This is a genomic window from Achromobacter agilis (assembly GCF_900496965.1).
Taxonomy (GTDB): domain Bacteria; phylum Pseudomonadota; class Gammaproteobacteria; order Burkholderiales; family Burkholderiaceae_B; genus Achromobacter; species Achromobacter agilis.
In genome coordinates, this window is record NZ_UFQB01000013.1 from 118,793 (window position 1) to 136,506 (window position 17,714).

Sequence of the window (17,714 nt, forward strand, 5' to 3'; positions counted from 1 at the left end):
TTTGGGGGGTGAAGGGTCAGGCCTGGCGCGCGCCGCGGCGCGCCAGGGTTTCCAGGCGGCGTCCCGCGCCGGCCATCAGCACGCTGCACAGCCAGTAGATGAGCGCGGTCGTGCCCAGCACTTCGAGATAGGCGAAGGTGTTGGCCGTGAGCAGGTTGCTCTGGTAGGTCATTTCCGGCAGGCTCATCACCGAAAAAATCGCCGAGTCCTTGAACATCATGATGACCAGGCTGGTGGTGGGCGGGATGAGGAAGCCGAACAGCTGGGGCACGACGATGTGGCGCTGCGTCTGCCAGTAGGTCATGCCCAGCGACAGGGCCGCGCTGCTCTGGCCGCGCGGCACGCTCTTGAGCGCGGCGCGCAGGACCTCGCAGAAATAGCCGCCGGTGTAGAAGGCGGTGCAGCCGATGGCGACCGACATGGCCGAGGCCGGCACGCCCAGCTTGGGCAGCCCGAAAAACGACAGGTACACGAGGATCAGGTACGGGATGTTCCGCACCAGCTCCACGTAGGCCAGCGCCACGGGCCGCAGCAGCGTGTGGGATTGGGCGGCGTAGGCCGCCAGCGTGCCGATCAGGATGCCCAGCGGTATCCCGATGAGGCTGACCAGGGCTGTGATCCGCAAGCCTTTGAGAAGGACGGGAACGGATTGCCCGACGAGTGAGAAATCAATGGGCATTGGGCAGCATCCTCGACACGCGGCGCTCGCACAGGCGCGAGGCGGCCGACAGGCAGAAAAGAATGATGAAGTACACGGCGGCCGTCACCGTGAACACCTGCAGGGGCAGGTCGCTTTGCAGCGTGGCGTTGCGGGCCACGGTGGCCAGTTCCGGCACGGCGATGATGGACATCAGCGAAGAGGCCTTGAGCAGGATGGTGAGTTCGCTGGTCAGCGGCGGGATCGCGCGATAGAACACCTGCGGCAGCAAGACGTGGCGCCAGATCTGCCGGCGGCGCATGCCGAGCGCCCGCGCCGCCGCGACCTGGCCGGGCGACAGCGTGCCCAGCGCGCCGCGCAGGATTTCCACGATGTACGCGCTGGTGTTACAGGCCAGCGCGCCGATACCGGCCGCCAGCGGCGATACCGAGATTCCCAACACGGGCGGCACCACGTAGTAGGCGATCAGCATATGGATGAGCGCGGGCGTGCCGCGGATGGCGCTGACCCACAGCATGACCAGCCCGCGCAGCGGCCCGTAGGGAGACAGGCGCGCCAACAGCAGCGCGACGCCCAGCCCGGTGCCGATGGCGAACGCAGCCACGGATGCCGCGAGGGTGATCGCCGTGCCCGAGACGACGCCGTGCAGGAACGGCGCGAGCGCGCCGTTCTGATTCAGCCATTCCAGCATGGGGGTTCCGCTCAGATAGCGCCGTCAGGCAGATAGTTGGCGCGCGGCGTGTCCATGGGGGCGCCGAACCACTTCTTCTGCAGCTCCAGCAGCTGGCTGCTCGCGCGCAGTTCGTCGAAGGTATCGTTGATGAACTGGCGGATTTCGAGGTCTTTCGGGTTTGCGACCCAGGCCAGCAGCTTGGGCTGGCCGATTTCACCGGCGATGCGGAACGCGCCGGGCTGCTTGCGCATCTGGACGGCGGCGATGTTCGAGGGCATCAGCGCCACGTCCACCGTCTTGTTGGCCAGCGCGTTGGAGACGTCGGGATAGGCCTGGAACAGCTTGGTGTCGGCGTAGCCTTTGCCGTTCTTCTCCTTCAGCCGCTTTTCGAACTCCTCGGCGACTGGCTGGGAAGACGATCCCATCTGCGTGCCGATGATCTTGCCGGCGATGTCCATGTCCTGCTTGATGGACCCATCGTCCACCCGCACCATCAGCACCGAGCGGACCACGCCGACGGGCTGGGTGAAGGCGAAACGCCTGGCGCGTTCCGGGGTGATGCCCACGCTGGTCGCGACGAAGTCGAATTTGCGCGACATCAGGCCCGGCAGCAGGCCCTGGAACGGCAGGTTCATCTGTTCGAGCTGCACGCCGAGCTTGGCGGCCATCAGCTGGAGCACGTCGTGCCCGTAGCCGACCACCTGGCCGTTTTCGACGAATTCGAACGGTTCGTAGGCGGCCTCGGTGCCCACCGTCAGCTTTCCGCGCTTCTTGATATCGGCCAGCGAGCCGCCCTCGGCGAATGCCAGCGAGGGCAGGGCCAGCGTGGCTCCGGCTGCGAGCGTGGTCGCGACAAAACGCCTTCTGGACAGGTTCTGCATGATTTTTCCCTTGTATGTCGTCATGGTTGCCGCGCTGGGCCGGCGGGTCTCCGGAGAGCCGCCGCCGGGGTCTTCGCCCCTTGGCACCAGTGCTGGGCAAACTGTATCTGCCACAATGGGTTGTTAAAAATGATTTTTTTAGTGGTATGGTTTCAAAAACCGATACCTTTCAAAAAGAAACGATCTTGTCCCGTCCCGAGTTCACCGAACGCGACCTGCGCTCGCTGCGCATCTTCTGCGCCGTGGCGCAGGCCAACGGCTTCGCCGCGGCGGAAAAGCAGTTGCACATGTCCAAGGCGTCCATCAGCCGGCATGTGCGCGAGGTCGAGGAAACGCTGGGCGTGCGGCTGTGCGACCGCGGGCCGTCCGGTTTCGAGCTGACCCAGGCGGGCAAGGTTGCGCTGGAACTGGCGCGCGACGCGTTGAAGTCGCTGGAACGCATTCGCCCCGAGATCGACGCGATCCGCGGCGTGCTGTCGGGAACCTTGTCCATTGGCATGGTCGAGCACGTCATCACCGACGCCGCCTGCCACATCCCGGTGGCGCTGGCGGCCTTGCGGGAAGAGGCACCGGACGTCAAGGTGGAACTCACCGTCATGACGTTCAACGACCTGGATCAGGCGCTGCGCGAACGGCGGGTCCAGGTTGCCATTCGCGGCATGTACCGGCGCGAAAGCGGGTTCAATTACCAGCGCCTGTTCATCGAACGGCACCGGATCTTCGCCGCCCGCGGCAGCGTGCGCCACGCGCGCGGACTGCCGCTGGTATACCGGACCCATCCGTTCGTGCACGATGCGCTGGGCGCCTATGGCTTCACCCGCGGGCCCGAGGCCACGGGACTGGAGGCCATCGCCATACTGGTCTCGACCGGGCACTACGTCGGCCTGCTTCCCCAGCATTACGCGGATTCGGTGTCGCGCCGCCACGCCTTGACGCGCCTGCCGGGTGGGCCGGCGTACGAAAACACGATCTGCGCCATCACGGAGGTCTCGCGCCCCGCTTCGCGGGCGGTGGAATTGTTTCTGCGCCTGCTCGAGCGTTTCCACCCGCCGCAATAGCGAGCGGCGCCGGCGGGCCTCGATGCCTCAGGGCGGCGGGGAGGCTAAAATACCGGCTCGCGGCTTTTACCGGCCTCCCGGCTTTCTTCATTCCAGCGCCTCGGGCGCCCATAACTATGAAAAAACTGACTGCAGTTCTTCTCGTGTCCGCAACCGCGATGCTCACGGCTTGCGGCCCCGGCGACAACGCGCCCACCGCCGGCGCGCAGGCGCCCGCCGCCGCCAAGAAGGTCGTCGTCGGCCTGGACGACAACTTCCCGCCCATGGGCTTCCGGGACGCGAACAACCAGATCGTCGGTTTCGACATCGATATGGCCAAGGAAGCCAGCAAGCGCCTGGGCCTGGAAGTCGAATTCAAGCCGATCGACTGGAGCGCCAAGGAAGCCGAGCTGAACGGCAAGCGCGTCGACGTGCTGTGGAACGGCCTGACCATCACCGAAGAGCGCAAGAAGAACATCAGCTTCACGTCGCCGTACATGGCCAACCATCAGATCATCATCGTGGGCAACGCTTCCCCCGTGAAGCTCAAGGCCGACCTGGCGGGCAAGGTCGTCGGCGCCCAGGACGGCAGCAGCGCCACGGACGCCATCGCCAAGGACCCGGTGGCCGCGCAGATCAAGGAAGTGAAGAAGTTCGGCGATAACGTCACGGCCCTGATGGACCTGGCCGCCGGCCGCCTGGACGCCATCGTTGTCGACGAAGTGGTGGGCCGCTACCTGATCAGCAAGCGCGCGGGTGAATACCGCGTGCTGGACGAGAACTTCGGCACGGAAGACTACGGCGTCGGCGTGCGCAAGGACGACACCGAACTGCTGGGCAAGCTGAACACGACGCTGGATTCGATGAAGCAGGACGGCACCGCCGGCCGCATCGCCACCCAGTGGTTCGGCGCCAACATCATCAAGTAAGCGGCAGGAGACGCCCGCGGCCGGCCGCGGGCGTCTCGCCCTGTTTTCGCAGCCCGCCGCAGCGCCAGCGCGCGCCAGGCGGGCTTGCTCATGATTCCCTGTTGCCCTGGCGGCGCGAACCCACTGCATGGACTACGTACTCTCCCTATTGGGGCCATTGGCGCAAGGCGCGAAAGTCACCTTGACGCTGTTTTTCATCACGCTGGCGCTGGCGGTCCCGTTGGGGCTGGTGCTGGCGCTGGTGCGGATATCCAAATGGAAGCTGTTGAGCCGCCTGGTCAACGGTTATATCTGGCTCATGCGCGGCACGCCGTTGATGCTCCAGATGCTGTTCATCTATTTCGCGCTGCCGTTCGTGCCTGTGGTGGGCGTGCGCCTGCCGGACTTTCCGGCCGCCGTGGTGGCCTTCGCGCTGAACTACGCCGCCTACTTCGCCGAGATCTTCCGCGCGGGCATCCTGTCGGTGGACCGCGGCCAATACGAGGGCAGCAAGGTGCTGGGCATGACGTACCTGCAGACCTTGCGCCGCATCGTGCTGCCGCAGATGGTGCAGCGCGTGCTGCCGCCCATGAGCAACGAGACCATCACGCTGGTCAAGGACACCTCGCTCATCTACGTGCTGGCGCTCAACGACATCCTCCGCACGGCGCGCGGCATCGTGCAGCGCGACTTCACGACCACGCCGTTCCTGGTCGCCGCGGCCTTCTATCTCATCATGACGCTGGTTCTGACGTGGTTCTTCCAGCACATGGAAAAGCGCTATGCCAAATATGACCAGTAACCCGCGGCCGGCTGCCGGACGCCCCGTCATGATCGAGGCGCGCGACATCGTCAAGTCGTTCGGGCCCCACCGCGTGCTCGACCGCGTATCGCTGACGCTGGGGCAGGGCGAGGTAGTGGCGGTGATCGGCCCGTCCGGCTCGGGCAAGAGCACGTTCCTGCGCTGCCTGAACCACCTGGAAACCATCGACGAAGGCAGTGTCGAGGTCGAGGGCGAGACCCTGGCCCGGGCGGTCGCCGGCGGCCGGAGCCAGTACGCAGGCGACGCCGACGTGCGCCGCATCTGCCGCAAGATGGGCATGGTGTTCCAGTCGTTCAACCTGTTCCCGCACATGACCGTGCTGCAGAACGTCGTCGAGGCACCCATCACCGTCAAAGGCATGGCGCGCTCGGAGATCGTGCCCAAGGCGGAAGAACTGCTGCGCAAGGTCGGGCTGCTGAACAAGCGCGACAACTACCCGGGGCGCCTGTCCGGGGGCCAGAAGCAGCGCGTGGCGATCGCCCGCGCGCTGGCGATGGAGCCCGACATCATGCTGTTCGACGAACCCACGTCCGCGCTGGATCCCGAACTGACCGGCGAGGTGCTGCGCACCATGAAGCAACTGGCCGACGAACGCATGACCATGCTCGTCGTCACCCATGAAATGGGGTTCGCGCGGGAAGTCGCGCATCGCGTGATCTTCATGGACGAAGGCCGGATCATCGAGGAGTCTCCCTCGGCCGACTTCTTCCGCGCGCCGCAGCAGGCGCGCAGCCGCGAGTTCCTGGCGCATATGCTCTGAGCCGCGCGACCGGTCGACACCCGCCCATGCCCGCCGCTCCGTCCGACAAGCCGCTGCTCCGCCTGCGCGGGCTGTACAGCCCGCGGCTGTTGCCCGTCAGTCTGGACCTTGCCGCGGGCGAATGCGCGGCCGTCATGGGCCCGTCGGGAGCGGGCAAATCCCTGTTGCTGCGTCAGGTCGCCGACCTGGACCCGGGCCACGGCGAGGCCGAACTGGCCGGCCGGCCGCGTTCGCGCATGCGCGGCTTCGAATGGCGCCGCCAGGTCATGTACTGCCAGGCCGAGGCCGGCTGGTGGGAAGACCAGGTGGCGCCGCATTTCGCGGACCGCGCCAAGGCGGCCGCCATCATGGGCCGGCTGGGCTTGCCCGAGGACAAGCTGGACGCGCTGGTGAACGAGCTGTCCACCGGCGAGCGCCAGCGCCTGGGGCTGGTGCGCGCCCTGGCGCTCGATCCGCGCGTGCTGCTGCTGGACGAACCGACGGCCGCGCTGGACCAGGCGGCGACGGCGCGCGTCGAGGCGGAATTGCGGCGCTACCTGGACGGCGGTGCCGCCATACTCATGGTTACGCACAGCGCGGACCAGGCGCAGCGCATGGCGCGCCGCTCCTGGCGCATGGAGCAGGGCAGGCTGGAGCCGCTATGGACGTGATCAGGTTGCAGGCGCTGGATCTGGCGGTGGCGTCGTTGCTGGTGGTGCTGAGCGCGGGAATTTCCTTCGCGCTGCGCCTGAACATGCAGCGGCAGGTTCTCTGGGCGGCGGCGCGCACGGTGGTGCAACTGCTGCTGGTGGGCCATATCCTGCGCCTTGTGTTCGCGCACGCCGCGCCCTGGCTGACCGCGCTGGTGGTAGCGGTGATGATGGCCCTGGCCGCCCGCGAGGTGGCCTCGCGTCCCAAGGCCAGGCTGGCCGGCGGCGGCAATGGCTGGGTCGGGGCGATGGCGGTGGCGGGAACCACGGTCATTACCGTGCTGTTCATCCTGAATACGGCGCTGCGCCCGGACCCCTGGTACGACCCGCGCTACACGATCGCATTGATCGGCATCGTGCTGGGCAGCGTGCTCAACGCGGCCAGCCTCGCGCTGGACGGCATGCTGTCCGGAGTGCGCCGGGAAAAGCTGGCGATCGAGGCCCGGCTGGCGCTGGGCACGCCGGCGCGGCAGGCGTTCTCGTCGCTGCTGCGCGAGTCCGTGCGGCGCGGCATCGTGCCCAGCATCAATCAGATGTCGGCCGCCGGCATCATTACCTTGCCGGGCATCATGACGGGCCAGATCATCGCTGGCATGGATCCGATAGAGGCCGCGAAGTACCAGATCCTGCTCATGTTCCTGCTGTGCGGCGCGAGCGGCATGGCGGCGATCGGCGCGGCCTACGGGGCCATGCGGCGCCTTACCGACGAGCGCGGCAGGCTGCGCCTGGACAAGCTGCGGTAGGGCAACCGGAACGCGGGCGCGCCGAACCAGGCCGCGGCAAACAAAAAGGCCGGCAGCCCCACAAAGGGCTGCCGGCCTTTTCCATTGCTTCGCCGCCGTTTAGGCGATGGCGGCGAGCGCCTTGTTCAGCGTGGCGCTGGGACGCATCGCCTGGCTGGCGCGGGCTTCGTCCGGCTGGTAGTAGCCGCCGATGTCGAGCGGCTTGCCTTGGGCAGCCTTCAGTTCGGCCAGGATGGCGTCCTCGCCGTCGGCCAGGGCGCGGGCGGCGGCGGCGAACTGTGCAGCCAGTTCGCGGTCGTCGGTCTGCGCGGCCACGGCCTGGGCCCAGTACATGGCCAGGTAGTAGTGGCTGCCGCGGTTGTCCAGGCCGCCGACCTTGCGCTCGGGCGACTTGTTCTCGTCCAGGAACTTGGCGGTCGCTAGGTCGAGGGTCTTGGCCAGGACCTGCGCGCGGGCGTTGTCATACGCCTTGCCCAGGTGATCCAGCGAGGCGGCCAGGGCCATGAATTCGCCCAGCGAATCCCAGCGCAGGAAGCCTTCTTCCAGGAACTGCTGCACGTGCTTGGGCGCCGAGCCGCCCGCGCCGGTTTCGAACAGGCCACCGCCGGCCACCAGCGGCACGATCGACAGCATCTTGGCGCTGGTGCCCAGTTCCATGATGGGGAACAGGTCGGTCAGGTAGTCGCGCAGCACGTTGCCGGTCACCGAGATGGTGTCCAGGCCGGCACGGATGCGCTTGAGCGAGAACTTGGTGGCTTCGACCGGGCTGAGGATGCGCAGATCCAGGCCGCTGGTATCGTGGTCGTTCAGGTACTGCTTGACCTTGGCGATGACCTGGGCGTCGTGGGCGCGGTTTTCGTCCAGCCAGAACACGGCGGGCGTCTTGCTGGCGCGGGCGCGGGCGACGGCCAGCTTGACCCAGTCCTGGACGGCGGCGTCTTTCGTCTGGCACATGCGCCACAGGTCGCCGGCCTCGACGGCCTGCTCCAGCAGCACCTTGCCCGACGCGTCGGTCACGCGCACGGAGCCGGCGGCAGGAATGACGAAAGTCTTGTTGTGCGAACCGTATTCTTCGGCGGCCTGGGCCATCAGGCCCACGTTGGGCACGCTGCCCATCGTGACCGGATTGAAGGCGCCGTTGACCTTGCAGTCTTCGATCACGGCCTGGTAGACGCCGGCGTAGCTGCGGTCGGGGATGACGGCCTTGGTGTCCTGCAGTTCGCCGGCGGCGTTCCACATCTTGCCCGAGTCGCGGATCATGGCGGGCATGGAGGCGTCGACGATCACGTCGCTGGGCACGTGCAGGTTGGTGATGCCGCGGTCGGAGTTGACCATGGCCAGCGCGGGCAGCGTCTTGTAGGCGGCGTCGATGTCGGCGGTGATGGCGGCCTGCTGTTCGGCGGACAGGCTCTGGATCTTGGCGTACAGGTCGCCGATGCCGTTGTTGGGGTCGAAGCCGGCCTGCTTCAGCAGGTCGGCGTGCTTGGCCAGCACGTCCTTGTAGAACACGGAGACCGCGTGGCCGAAGATGACAGGGTCGGAGACCTTCATCATGGTGGCCTTCAGGTGCACCGAGAACAGCACGCCCTGGGCGCGGGCGTCGTCGACCTGGGCTTGCAGGAAGGACGTCAGCTTGGCGGCGGACATGACGGCGGCGTCGATGATCTCGCCGGCCTTGACCGGGGTCTTGTCCTTGAGGACGGTGACGGCGCCATCGGCGGCGACCAGTTCGATCTTCACGTCGCCGGCGTCGGCGATCAGCGCGGACTGCTCGGTGCCGTAGAAGTCGCCTTCGCTCATGTGCGCGACGTGCGACTTGGAGCCGGCGGCCCAGGCGCCCATCTTGTGCGGGTGCTTGCGGGCGTAGTTCTTGACCGACAACGGGGCGCGGCGGTCGGAGTTGCCTTCACGCAGGACCGGGTTCACGGCGCTGCCCTTGACCTTGTCGTAGCGCGCCTTGACGTCGCGTTCGGTGTCGTTGGCGGGGGCGTCCGGGTAGTCGGGCAGCTTGTAGCCCTGTTGCTGCAGTTCCTTGATGGCGGCCTTCAGCTGCGGCATCGAGGCGCTGATGTTGGGCAGCTTGATGATGTTGGCTTCCGGCTGGACGGCCAGGGCGCCGAGTTCGGCGAGGGCATCGCCCAGCTTCTGGCTGTCTTCCAGGTAGTCCGGGAACACGGCGATGATGCGGCCGGCGAGGGAAATGTCGCGGGTCTCGACCGTGATGCCGGCGGGTTTGGCGAAGGCCTGGACGATGGGCAGCAGCGAACGGGTTGCGAGCGCCGGCGCTTCGTCGGTGAGGGTATAGATAATCTTCGGAGTAAGAGACATGATCCTTGAATCTGTTCGGCAGGCGCTAGGCGCAAACCCGAACATGCTATGCGGCGCGAAGCCGGTAGATGTTGTCGAGAGTGGGTTCGTCTGGGCAGGCGCGCTGGCCGCGATCGCCTGTCCAACATGGCCGGCGCCCGCCCTTTTTTGTCTGGTTGGCCGGGTGGGGGCCGGTGATACCGGCCGGCTCCTGGTCCGCCTCTAGGGAGGTGCGACTGCCACGAACCTTCCATTGTAATACCGTGCTACGCGGGACGCGCAGCAAAACCGCAGGTTTTGGCCGGGACTTGACCACATCCGCAGGCAAATTAAATGGGGACGCATTAATTCCGGCGATTTGGGCCTGCGCGGGGCGCAGCCGGAGCGGGGCGCGAGCGGCGTTTGACAAAGCGCGGCGCTTGGAGGAAGCTACGCCCCATGCATTTCCGCGCCGTCCGCATTTCGCTGATTATTACCATCATTCCTGGAATGGTGGGTTAGCGCGCGACCGCAATAGTCACAGCCACCCGCCCCAAGAGGCGGGTTTTTTGTGGCCGCCTCTGCCGGGCAAAGCACACCGAAGCAGAGAGCCAGATGCACCATACCCCGCAAGCCCCGCACTCCACGCGAGCCCAGCCGCAGACCGCCGCATTCCAGGATGGCAAGGCCTCGCCGATGGAATACCTGAGGCAGATCCTGACCGCCCGGATCTACGACATCGCCCGCGAAACCGAGCTGGATCCCGCCCGCGGCCTGTCGGCCAGGCTGGGCACCCCGGTGTTCTTCAAGCGCGAAGACAACCAGCCGGTGTTTTCATTCAAGGTGCGAGGCGCCTACAACAAGATGCGCAATACGCCGCGGGCGGCGCTGGACCGGGGCGTGATCACCGCATCGGCCGGCAACCACGCCCAGGGCGTGGCCATCTCGGCCGCCAAGATGGGCGTGCGCGCCATCATCGTGGTGCCGCAGACCACGCCGCAGGTCAAGGTGGATGCCGTGAAGGCGCATGGCGGTCCCACCGTCACGGTGGTGCAGGCGGGCGATTCGTACAGCGACGCTTACGCCCACGCCCAGAATCTGGCGCGCGCGCAGGACCTGACCTTCATCCCCGCTTTCGACGATCCCTATGTGATCGCCGGGCAGGGCACGGTGGGCATGGAGATCCTGCGCCAGCACGCCGGCCCCCTGCATGCCGTGTTCGTGCCGATCGGCGGCGGCGGGCTGGCGGCGGGGATCGCCACCTACATCAAGGCGGTGGACCCGGGCGTCAAGGTCATCGGGGTGCAGACGGAGGATTCCTGCGCAATGTCCCTGTCGATGCAGGTGGGAGAGCGCGTCAATCTGCCCGAAGTGGGGCTGTTCTCGGATGGCACGGCCGTCAAGCTGGTGGGCGAGGAAACCTTTCGCCTGTGCCGGGAGTATCTGGACGAGATCATCCTGGTGGATACGGACGCGGTCTGCGCGGCGATCAAGGACGTATTCCTGGATACCCGCAGCGTGCTGGAACCGGCGGGCGCGCTGGCGGTGGCCGGACTGAAGAAGTACGTCCAGCGCGATGGCGCGCAAGGGTTGCCCATGGTGGCGGTGACCTCGGGCGCGAACATGAACTTCGACCGCCTGCGCTTCGTGGCGGACCGCGCCGAGGTCGGCGAGGCCCGCGAGGCGGTCTTCGCCGTGACGGTGCCGGAGGAGCGCGGCAGCTTCCGCCGCTTCTGCGGCGTGATCGGCCAGCGCAGCGTGACGGAGTTCAACTACCGCATCGCCGACGCCCATACCGCCCACATCTTCGTCAGCGTGCAGATCGCCCGCCGCGGCGACGCGGCGGAGATCATGGCGGCCTTGCAGGAGCAGGGGTTCTCGGTCGGGGACCTGACCAACAACGAGCTGTCGAAGCAGCATATCCGCTACATGGTGGGCGGCCGTTCTCCGCTGGCGAGGGGCGAACGCCTGTTCCGTTTCGAGTTCCCGGAGCGGCCGGGGGCGCTGATGAAGTTCCTGACCGCGATGGCGCCCAACTGGAACATCAGCCTGTTCCACTACCGCAACCAGGGCGCGGACTTCAGTTCGGCGCTGGTCGGCATCCAGGCGCCGCTGGCCGACAGCGGGGCGCTGGACGCGTTCCTGCGCGAGCTGGGCTACGCCCATTACGAGGAAACCGGCAACGAGGCCTACCGCCAGTTCCTGGCCTGAGCGCTCAGCCGGGCGCGCAGCCGGCCTTGCGGGGCAAGGCGGCCGCGGGCTGCAGGCGCAGGGTGGCGCGTCCGGAAGCCTGCGTCAGCTGCAGGGTGGCGGCGCGCCAGGCCGGCACGTCATCGAAGGCCACGTCGGGCGCGGCAGGCCTGGACTGGGCGTCCGGCCGGTCGAACTGGATGGCCGGCAGGCCCAGGCAGGTGTCCTTGAAATCCAGGCGCGCCAGTTCGCGGCCGTCGCTCATGCGCACGGCCCGGAACGCCAACGGGGCGCTCACGAACTTGGTGATGGCGGGCACGAGCTGCCGGTAGCCGTAGGCGTCCGTGACGTAATGGGTGGGTTCGACTTCGACCGCCTCGCGGCCGGGCGGGACGGCCAGGTAGGCCACACCGTCGGCCACGTCCAGCAGCTTGCCCGCGCCGATGTTCAGCGCCGTCAGGGGCGCATGGCGGATCATCACCGTTTCGTTCCAGGCCGTGTACACCCGCGTCCAGCCAGGCAGGCGCGCGTCCTCGAACCGGGTGCCGCCGATTCCGTCCCGCTTGGGGTCGCTGGACACGGCCAGCCGCGTCACGCGCAGCCCGCCATCGCCTGCCTGCAGGTGCGCCAGGGCGGTGCTGGCGCTGGAACTGGTGAAGAAGGCCAGCACGGCATCGGTTTCCAGCGCCTTGGCCGTGGAGGCGCAGAAGAAGGCGCGGGCGGCGGGACTCTTGCCGTCAGGATAAAGCAGGGCGCCGACATCCTTGCCGCAAAGCTTGGCGCCGCGATAGGTGATGGTGGTGCTTCGGGTGGTCTGGCGCTGGCCGGTGTTCCAGTCGCTGCGGCTGCCGGCGGCGGCGTCGACCACCAGGCCGTGGTTGTCGTAGACCACGGCGGCGCCGGCGGGCGCGGCAAGCAGACCAAGCACGAACGCGGCAAGGCGGTTCCTCGTCATTGGCGGGTTCCCTGGTATGGCCGGAGGGATGAATATATACCCTGCGCGGCCCGCCCGCCGCGGACGCCGGCTTACTGCGGGCCGAGCTTGCGGATCAGGCCGTCCAGCATGTCGAGTTCGGCGGGCAGCAGGTCCGTCAGCGGCGCGCGCACCGGGCCCGCGTCATGGCCGACCAGCTTGGCGCCGGCCTTCACGATGCTGACCGCGTAGCCCGGAACGCGGTTGCGTATTTCCAGGTAAGGAAGGAAAAAGTCGTCCAGCAGCCGGTTGGTGGTGGCGTGATCGCCCGCCGCGACGGCGCGGTAGAACGCCATGGCGGTGCGCGGCACGAAGTTGAAGACGGCGGACGAATAGACCGGCACGCCCAGCGCGCGGTAGGCGGCGGCGTAGACCTCGGCCGTGGGCAGGCCGCCCAGGTAGGAAAAGCGGTCGCCCAGCTTGCGGCGGATGCGCACCATGGCCTCGATGTCTCCCACGCCGTCCTTGAAACCGATCAGGTTGGGGCAGCGCTCGGCCAGTTGGGCGAGGCTGTCGGCCGACAGACGGGACTGCGCGCGGTTGTAGACGATGACGCCGATGCTGACCGATTTGCACACCTGTTCGACGTGCGCGGCGATGCCTTGCTGCGAGGCTTCCGTCAGATAGTGGGGCAGCAACAGGATGCCCTTGGCACCCAGGCGTTCTGCCTCTTGCGCGTAGGCGATCGCGCTGCGGGTCGGGCCGCCCGCGCCGGCCAGGATGGGTACCTTGCCGGCGCAGGTCTGCACCGCGGTGCGGATGACGTCGGCGTATTCCTGTGGAGCCAACGAGAAGATCTCGCCCGTGCCGCCGGCGGCGAACAGGGCGCTGGCGCCGTAGGGGGCGAGCCATTCCAGGCGCTGTGCGTAAGCCGGGGCGTTGAAATCGCCGTTCCGGTCGAAGTCGGTGACGGGAAAGGACAGCAGGCCGTCCGAAACGATGTCCTTGAGTTCCTGCGGGGTGGTCATGTTGCGTTCATCCTTGGGGCGGGGCGCCGCTGCGCCGTGGTTGCTCAGCGGCCGATATCGGCTTTAAGAGATCAGTCATCGTACAACATGAATGAACGGCCAACAAGCCAATTCTCATAGGTAATAGCCAGTGATTCAAGGGGAAACCCGGAATTTATTGTTCAGTGTTTTCAGCGTTATTCTTTACGTTGTACGATAACTGGCCGGATGGCGCTCGCGCTATTCAACGCGGGCCCGGCCGCTTGGCGGCCGCCGGCCGTCCCCGCGCCTCGCAATACACATAGAGAGGAGACAGCATGAACCCGAGCAAGAGACAGTTCCTGGGCAGCGCCGCGGCGCTTTGCCTGGCGCCGTGGGTGCCCGCATGGGCGCAGTCGTCCGACTGGCCGACGCGGCCGGTCCGCATCATCGTGCCTTATCCGCCCGGCGGCTCGTCGGACATCATCGCGCGCATCCTGGCGCCCCGCCTGAGCGATGCCTTGAAGCAGACGGTGGTGGTCGAGAACAAGCCCGGGGCCAACGGCAATCTCGGCGCCGGGCTGGTGGTGCAGGCCGCGCAGGAAGGCCACACGGTGCTGCTGTGCGATGTCGGCGCGTTGGCGATCAGCCCGTCCGTCTACACCAAGCTTTCCTTCGATCCCTCCAAGGACCTGCGCGCGGTCGGCATGCTGGCCTACTCGCCGCACGTGCTTGCCGTGCACCCGGACGTCCCCGCGCGGACGGTGCCGGAGCTGGTTGCGCTGTCGAAGCAGCAACGCCTGAACTTCGCCGTGACCGCCATCGGCAGCGCGCCGCACCTGGCGGCCGTGGCCGTGCAGCAGGCCACGGGCGCCCAATGGGAGTACGTGCCCTACAAGGGCGGCTCGCAGGCGGTGACCGACACCATCGGCGGACAGACCCAGATCATCATGAACGGGCTGCTGGCCACGCTGCCTCACATCAAGGCGGGCAAGCTGCGGCCCATCGCGATTTCCAAGCGCGAGCGCATGCAACTGGTGCCCGACATCCCGACGATTTCCGAGCAGGGCGTGGCCGGGTTCGAGTCCGGCACCTGGCAAGGGGTCATGGCCCCGGCCACCACGACGGATCCGGTCGCGACCCGGCTGTCGGCGCTGATGGCGCAGATCGTCAGCCAGCCGGACGTAAAGGCGCAGCTGAACGAGCAGGGCGCGGAAATCGTTACGCGCAATCCGGCGGAACTGGCGCAGTTCTTCAACAGCGAACGCGCGCGCTGGGCCGTGGTGGTGAAAAGCACGGATATCCGGCTGGATTGAGGGCAGGCCGGCGCGTCCCGGCTCCGCCTTCCTAGACAGGCCGCGCGCGGCGGGAGCACACTGGACCTGTCCCGCGTCCGCCCAGGCCCCGGCGCGATGCGGGCCGGCAGCCGCGGCGCCTTGGTAAGGGGCCGGGCATCCCAGGGGCGGAGCATGCAGTCATGAAAATCGCATGGGCGGCGGCGCTGCTGGCGGCCGCGTGCGCACAGGCAGCCGCGCAAGCCGGCACGTCCGCCACGCCCCGGCCCCCGCCTTCGGCCCGGGTCATTCCCGATTCCTGCGTCGGCGCGGCCTGCCCCAGGCTGATCAATCCGGGCGCGCCGGCCGAGCCCTGCCTGGGCACGGGCTGCGCCAGCGCGGGCAGGCCGCCCGGCCCCGTGGCGCCGCCATCCAGCGGCCCCAGTCGCCAGCCGGGCTGGGTCAGCCCGGCGCCGTCGCGTCTGCCATCCATGCCGGCGCCGCGGGGCCAGCCCTCGGGGCCGCTCACGCCCCCGCCGCCGCTGCCGGTGCCGCGCTGATGCCCGCATGTGCGCTTTGGCATAAAAAACGGAAAAAAAAGCGGAAAATATTTCTCTTAAAAAACGGTTGTGTATTAAACTAATACATGAATATCAATGATTTATAGATATAAAAGAGCGGAATAAAAACCGGAAAAATGTACGACTCCCCGCACCAGTTTTCGCCCTTGCTGCCAGCCGAACACGTGTTAGGGCCTTATCTCGAACGCGCGGCCTCGGTCGTCAACCAGGCTGCCGAACTTGGCGGACTGGCGCATTCGAGCACTCGCGCCACGCTGCACGAGCTGCTTCGGAACATGAATTCTTACTACAGCAACAGGATCGAGGGACAGAGTACAACTCCGAGGAATATCGACGCGGCGCTGCATGACAAGTATTCGGACCGGCCGGAAATCGCGCAATTGCAGCGCATCGCCGTCGCCCACATCGAGGCCGAAAGAGAGGTCGAACTTCAGGCAACGAAGGTTTCGCCACTGAACGCGGACTTTATCAAGATCGCTCACCACGCCCTATATGGCCGTCTTGCGCCAGCCGATCGCACGAGCAAAGACGGCCTGGTCGTGGAGCCGGAAATTCTGCGGGAAATCGATGTCGCCGTTGGCCGTCATCGGCCGCCTTCGTGGCAATCTCTCCCGAGATTCATGGAGGCGTTCTCGGAGCAATACGATCGGCGGCGAGCGAGCGATTCCCAACTTATTGCCATCGCTTGCGCGCACCATCGCATGGCTTGGATGCATCCGTTCGCCGATGGCAACGGGCGTGCCACGCGATTGCAGACCCACGCCGCCATGTTGCCGATTACCAGGGGCCTATGGTCGGTCAATCGAGGCTTGGCCCGAGGGGTGCGAGACTATTACGATCATCTGGCCGCGGCGGACGCGCCTCGGCAGGGAGATCTGGATGGACGGGGAAATCTCACGCAGAAGGGATTGGTCCAGTGGATCGACTACTTTCTCGGCGTATGTGAAGACCAGGTTTCCTACATGCGCAACATGCTGGCGCTGGACTCGATGAAGGCGAAGATCAACGCGTGTGTCCTCATAGAGACAGCGAGGGGGCGGCTGCGGGCGGAGGCTGTCTTGCCCATTTACCACCTTTTCGCGGCAGGCCCCGCCACGCGCGGCGAGTTCATTCAAATGACAGGCCTGAGCGAGCGTACAGGACGGTCTCTATTGTCGGCCGCATTGAAGTGCGGACTGATCGCGTCCGACAGTTCCCATGCTCCGGTCCGGTTTGCCTTTTCGCTGGAATCCCTGCCCATACTGTTGCCTGCGCTGTATGGCGCGGAATAGCGCCAGCTAGTCCGCCATCCGCATATACGGCCGGTAAGGCTCCGACAGCGTCATGGCCGCCAGCAATTCACGCAGGATGCCTTGCACGACCTTCACCGCCTGGGTCTGGGGCCGGCTGGAGGCGGTGGCCAGCATCAGGCGGGTGGACAGGCCCGGGTTGACGATCCTGCGGGCCACCAGTTGGCCGCAGGCCAGTTCGCGCACGACCGCGGGCACGCCCAGCACCGTGTGCGCCAGGCCGTCGAGCACGATTTCCTTCATCAGTTCCAGCGCGTCCATTTCGAACGCCACGTTCAGCGCCAGGTCCGCCTGGGCCGCGGCGTGCTCCAGGGTCCGGCGCAAGCCATGGTTGCGGGTCGGCAGCGCCAGCGGCAGGCCGCGCAGCTGTTCGAAATCGATGGCCTCCAGGGCCCGCGCGGCCGGCGACAGGCTTTGCGCGGGCGACACCAGGACCAGGTCCAGCTCGGCCAGCGGATCGACCGCGATGTGCTGCGAGCGGCGGGCGTCGTGCAGCACCGCGATGTCCACGCGGGCGTTGGCCAGCCATTCGTGCACATAGCCGCTGTAGCCGGTGATGACGTTCAATTGGATGCGGGGATGGCGTTTCCAGACTTCCGCCACCAGCGGCATGCCGACCATATGGCACAGCGTCGGGGTCAGCCCCAGCGTGACCTGGCCCGAGGGCGACTTCTGCTCGTCGTGGAATTCGGTGACCACGCGGGTCATCTGCGTCAGCAAGGGGCGCAGCTGGTCGAGGAGTTTCTCGCCTTCGGGCGTGAGCGACACGCCCCGGCCGTTGCGGTAGAGCAGGGCGCAGCCGCATTCGTCTTCCAGCTTTCTGACCTGCCGCCCCAGCGCTGACTGGGCGATGCCCAGCACCGAAGCGGCCTTGGAGAAGCTGCCCGAATCGGCGACGTGGATCAGGTTTTCGATCTTGCGTAGGTCCATCGCGGCGTATCGCGGCCCGCGCGGGCCGCCTGTCCTTGTGTGCGTTTTCCGTATATCTGATAGGCAGAGTATGCCTACATGGCGCCCCGCCAG

At 66.8% G+C, this 17,714-nt stretch carries 17 protein-coding genes; 10 read left to right on the forward strand and 7 right to left on the reverse strand.

The genetic code is table 11. The features are described from left to right. Positions 1 to 16 precede the first annotated feature (16 nt). The 3 genes from AGI3411_RS16620 to AGI3411_RS16630 are packed head-to-tail and all read right to left on the reverse strand — an operon-like array spanning position 17 to position 2,212. A complete protein-coding gene (locus tag AGI3411_RS16620) occupies positions 17 to 679 on the reverse strand; it encodes an amino acid ABC transporter permease (protein ID WP_129528472.1) in 663 nt (220 codons plus the stop codon). Continuing rightward, entirely contained in the window at positions 669 to 1,349 is a 681-nt protein-coding gene (locus AGI3411_RS16625; protein ID WP_129528473.1) for an amino acid ABC transporter permease, read from the reverse strand. Before AGI3411_RS16625 ends, AGI3411_RS16620 begins: the two co-directional genes overlap by 11 nt. An 11-nt stretch (positions 1,350 to 1,360) precedes the next feature. After that, on the reverse strand, positions 1,361 to 2,212 hold the full coding sequence (locus AGI3411_RS16630) for a transporter substrate-binding domain-containing protein (protein ID WP_129528474.1): 852 nt from the start codon (positions 2,210 to 2,212) through the stop codon (positions 1,361 to 1,363). Between the two features lie 146 nt (positions 2,213 to 2,358). Here AGI3411_RS16630 and AGI3411_RS16635 point away from each other — a divergent pair, with 146 nt between their 5' ends. The 6 genes from AGI3411_RS16635 to AGI3411_RS16660 all read left to right on the forward strand — a co-directional run bounded on the left by AGI3411_RS16635 (position 2,359) and on the right by AGI3411_RS16660 (position 7,172). After that, positions 2,359 to 3,270, forward strand: coding sequence for a LysR family transcriptional regulator (locus AGI3411_RS16635; RefSeq protein ID WP_129528475.1), 912 nt, complete (start codon positions 2,359 to 2,361; stop codon positions 3,268 to 3,270). Between the two features lie 116 nt (positions 3,271 to 3,386). Next, on the forward strand, positions 3,387 to 4,178 hold the full coding sequence (locus tag AGI3411_RS16640; protein WP_129528476.1) for an amino acid ABC transporter substrate-binding protein: 792 nt from the start codon (positions 3,387 to 3,389) through the stop codon (positions 4,176 to 4,178). A gap of 127 nt (positions 4,179 to 4,305) precedes the next feature. Then, a complete protein-coding gene (locus AGI3411_RS16645) occupies positions 4,306 to 4,959 on the forward strand; it encodes an amino acid ABC transporter permease (RefSeq protein WP_129528477.1) in 654 nt (217 codons plus the stop codon). 28 nt (positions 4,960 to 4,987) lie between these two features. Then, positions 4,988 to 5,740, forward strand: coding sequence for an amino acid ABC transporter ATP-binding protein (locus tag AGI3411_RS16650; protein WP_129528522.1), 753 nt, complete (start codon positions 4,988 to 4,990; stop codon positions 5,738 to 5,740). Between the two features lie 26 nt (positions 5,741 to 5,766). Further along, a complete protein-coding gene (locus AGI3411_RS16655) occupies positions 5,767 to 6,390 on the forward strand; it encodes an ABC transporter ATP-binding protein (RefSeq protein WP_129528478.1) in 624 nt (207 codons plus the stop codon). Beyond that, on the forward strand, positions 6,381 to 7,172 hold the full coding sequence (locus tag AGI3411_RS16660; protein WP_129528479.1) for an ABC transporter permease: 792 nt from the start codon (positions 6,381 to 6,383) through the stop codon (positions 7,170 to 7,172). The genes AGI3411_RS16655 and AGI3411_RS16660 overlap by 10 nt, the downstream gene beginning before the upstream one ends. Positions 7,173 to 7,271: 99 nt before the next feature. On the opposite strand, the gene AGI3411_RS16665 is transcribed toward AGI3411_RS16660, so the two are convergent. Continuing rightward, positions 7,272 to 9,500 (reverse strand): NADP-dependent isocitrate dehydrogenase, encoded by a 2,229-nt coding sequence (locus AGI3411_RS16665; RefSeq protein WP_129528480.1) that lies wholly within the window; start codon positions 9,498 to 9,500, stop codon positions 7,272 to 7,274. A gap of 573 nt (positions 9,501 to 10,073) precedes the next feature. On the opposite strand from AGI3411_RS16665, the gene ilvA reads away from it, so the two are divergent. Further along, positions 10,074 to 11,669 carry a threonine ammonia-lyase, biosynthetic gene (gene ilvA / locus AGI3411_RS16670; protein WP_129528481.1) on the forward strand — a complete coding sequence of 532 codons (1,596 nt, stop codon included), beginning with the start codon at positions 10,074 to 10,076 and terminating at the stop codon, positions 11,667 to 11,669. 4 nt (positions 11,670 to 11,673) lie between these two features. On the opposite strand, the gene AGI3411_RS16675 is transcribed toward ilvA, so the two are convergent. Together AGI3411_RS16675 and kdgD are read right to left on the reverse strand one after the other, a co-directional pair. Next, positions 11,674 to 12,603: a hypothetical protein gene (locus AGI3411_RS16675; protein ID WP_129528482.1), complete on the reverse strand. Its 930-nt coding sequence runs from the start codon at positions 12,601 to 12,603 to the stop codon at positions 11,674 to 11,676. 71 nt (positions 12,604 to 12,674) lie between these two features. After that, positions 12,675 to 13,589 (reverse strand): 5-dehydro-4-deoxyglucarate dehydratase, encoded by a 915-nt coding sequence (kdgD, locus tag AGI3411_RS16680; protein ID WP_129528483.1) that lies wholly within the window; start codon positions 13,587 to 13,589, stop codon positions 12,675 to 12,677. Between the two features lie 296 nt (positions 13,590 to 13,885). Here kdgD and AGI3411_RS16685 point away from each other — a divergent pair, with 296 nt between their 5' ends. The 3 genes from AGI3411_RS16685 (at position 13,886) to AGI3411_RS16695 (ending at position 16,673) form a co-directional block, all read left to right on the forward strand. Beyond that, a complete protein-coding gene (locus tag AGI3411_RS16685) occupies positions 13,886 to 14,863 on the forward strand; it encodes a Bug family tripartite tricarboxylate transporter substrate binding protein (RefSeq protein WP_129528484.1) in 978 nt (325 codons plus the stop codon). A gap of 161 nt (positions 14,864 to 15,024) precedes the next feature. Further along, positions 15,025 to 15,381, forward strand: coding sequence for a hypothetical protein (locus AGI3411_RS16690; protein ID WP_129528485.1), 357 nt, complete (start codon positions 15,025 to 15,027; stop codon positions 15,379 to 15,381). A 137-nt stretch (positions 15,382 to 15,518) separates the two neighbouring features. Further along, positions 15,519 to 16,673 carry a Fic family protein gene (locus tag AGI3411_RS16695; protein WP_129528486.1) on the forward strand — a complete coding sequence of 385 codons (1,155 nt, stop codon included), beginning with the start codon at positions 15,519 to 15,521 and terminating at the stop codon, positions 16,671 to 16,673. A gap of 6 nt (positions 16,674 to 16,679) precedes the next feature. Here AGI3411_RS16695 and AGI3411_RS16700 read toward each other — a convergent pair whose 3' ends face one another. Beyond that, the gene (locus AGI3411_RS16700; protein WP_129528487.1) at positions 16,680 to 17,621 is read right to left on the reverse strand and encodes a LysR family transcriptional regulator; all 942 of its coding nucleotides are present in this window, start codon (positions 17,619 to 17,621) and stop codon (positions 16,680 to 16,682) included. Between the last annotated feature and the right edge of the window lie 93 nt (positions 17,622 to 17,714).

Bases quoted from the DNA above. Each gene is read 5' to 3' on its own strand.
- AGI3411_RS16620 (WP_129528472.1), bottom strand. From the start codon at position 679: ATGCCCATTGATTTCTCACTCGTCGGGCAATCCGTTCCCGTCCTTCTC.
- AGI3411_RS16625 (WP_129528473.1), bottom strand. From the start codon at position 1,349: ATGCTGGAATGGCTGAATCAGAACGGCGCGCTCGCGCCGTTCCTGCAC.
- AGI3411_RS16630 (WP_129528474.1), bottom strand. From the start codon at position 2,212: ATGCAGAACCTGTCCAGAAGGCGTTTTGTCGCGACCACGCTCGCAGCC.
- AGI3411_RS16635 (WP_129528475.1), top strand. From the start codon at position 2,359: ATGGTTTCAAAAACCGATACCTTTCAAAAAGAAACGATCTTGTCCCGT.
- AGI3411_RS16640 (WP_129528476.1), top strand. From the start codon at position 3,387: ATGAAAAAACTGACTGCAGTTCTTCTCGTGTCCGCAACCGCGATGCTC.
- AGI3411_RS16645 (WP_129528477.1), top strand. From the start codon at position 4,306: ATGGACTACGTACTCTCCCTATTGGGGCCATTGGCGCAAGGCGCGAAA.
- AGI3411_RS16650 (WP_129528522.1), top strand. From the start codon at position 4,988: ATGATCGAGGCGCGCGACATCGTCAAGTCGTTCGGGCCCCACCGCGTG.
- AGI3411_RS16655 (WP_129528478.1), top strand. From the start codon at position 5,767: ATGCCCGCCGCTCCGTCCGACAAGCCGCTGCTCCGCCTGCGCGGGCTG.
- AGI3411_RS16660 (WP_129528479.1), top strand. From the start codon at position 6,381: ATGGACGTGATCAGGTTGCAGGCGCTGGATCTGGCGGTGGCGTCGTTG.
- AGI3411_RS16665 (WP_129528480.1), bottom strand. From the start codon at position 9,500: ATGTCTCTTACTCCGAAGATTATCTATACCCTCACCGACGAAGCGCCG.
- ilvA (WP_129528481.1), top strand. From the start codon at position 10,074: ATGCACCATACCCCGCAAGCCCCGCACTCCACGCGAGCCCAGCCGCAG.
- AGI3411_RS16675 (WP_129528482.1), bottom strand. From the start codon at position 12,603: ATGACGAGGAACCGCCTTGCCGCGTTCGTGCTTGGTCTGCTTGCCGCG.
- kdgD (WP_129528483.1), bottom strand. From the start codon at position 13,589: ATGACCACCCCGCAGGAACTCAAGGACATCGTTTCGGACGGCCTGCTG.
- AGI3411_RS16685 (WP_129528484.1), top strand. From the start codon at position 13,886: ATGAACCCGAGCAAGAGACAGTTCCTGGGCAGCGCCGCGGCGCTTTGC.
- AGI3411_RS16690 (WP_129528485.1), top strand. From the start codon at position 15,025: ATGAAAATCGCATGGGCGGCGGCGCTGCTGGCGGCCGCGTGCGCACAG.
- AGI3411_RS16695 (WP_129528486.1), top strand. From the start codon at position 15,519: ATGTACGACTCCCCGCACCAGTTTTCGCCCTTGCTGCCAGCCGAACAC.
- AGI3411_RS16700 (WP_129528487.1), bottom strand. From the start codon at position 17,621: ATGGACCTACGCAAGATCGAAAACCTGATCCACGTCGCCGATTCGGGC.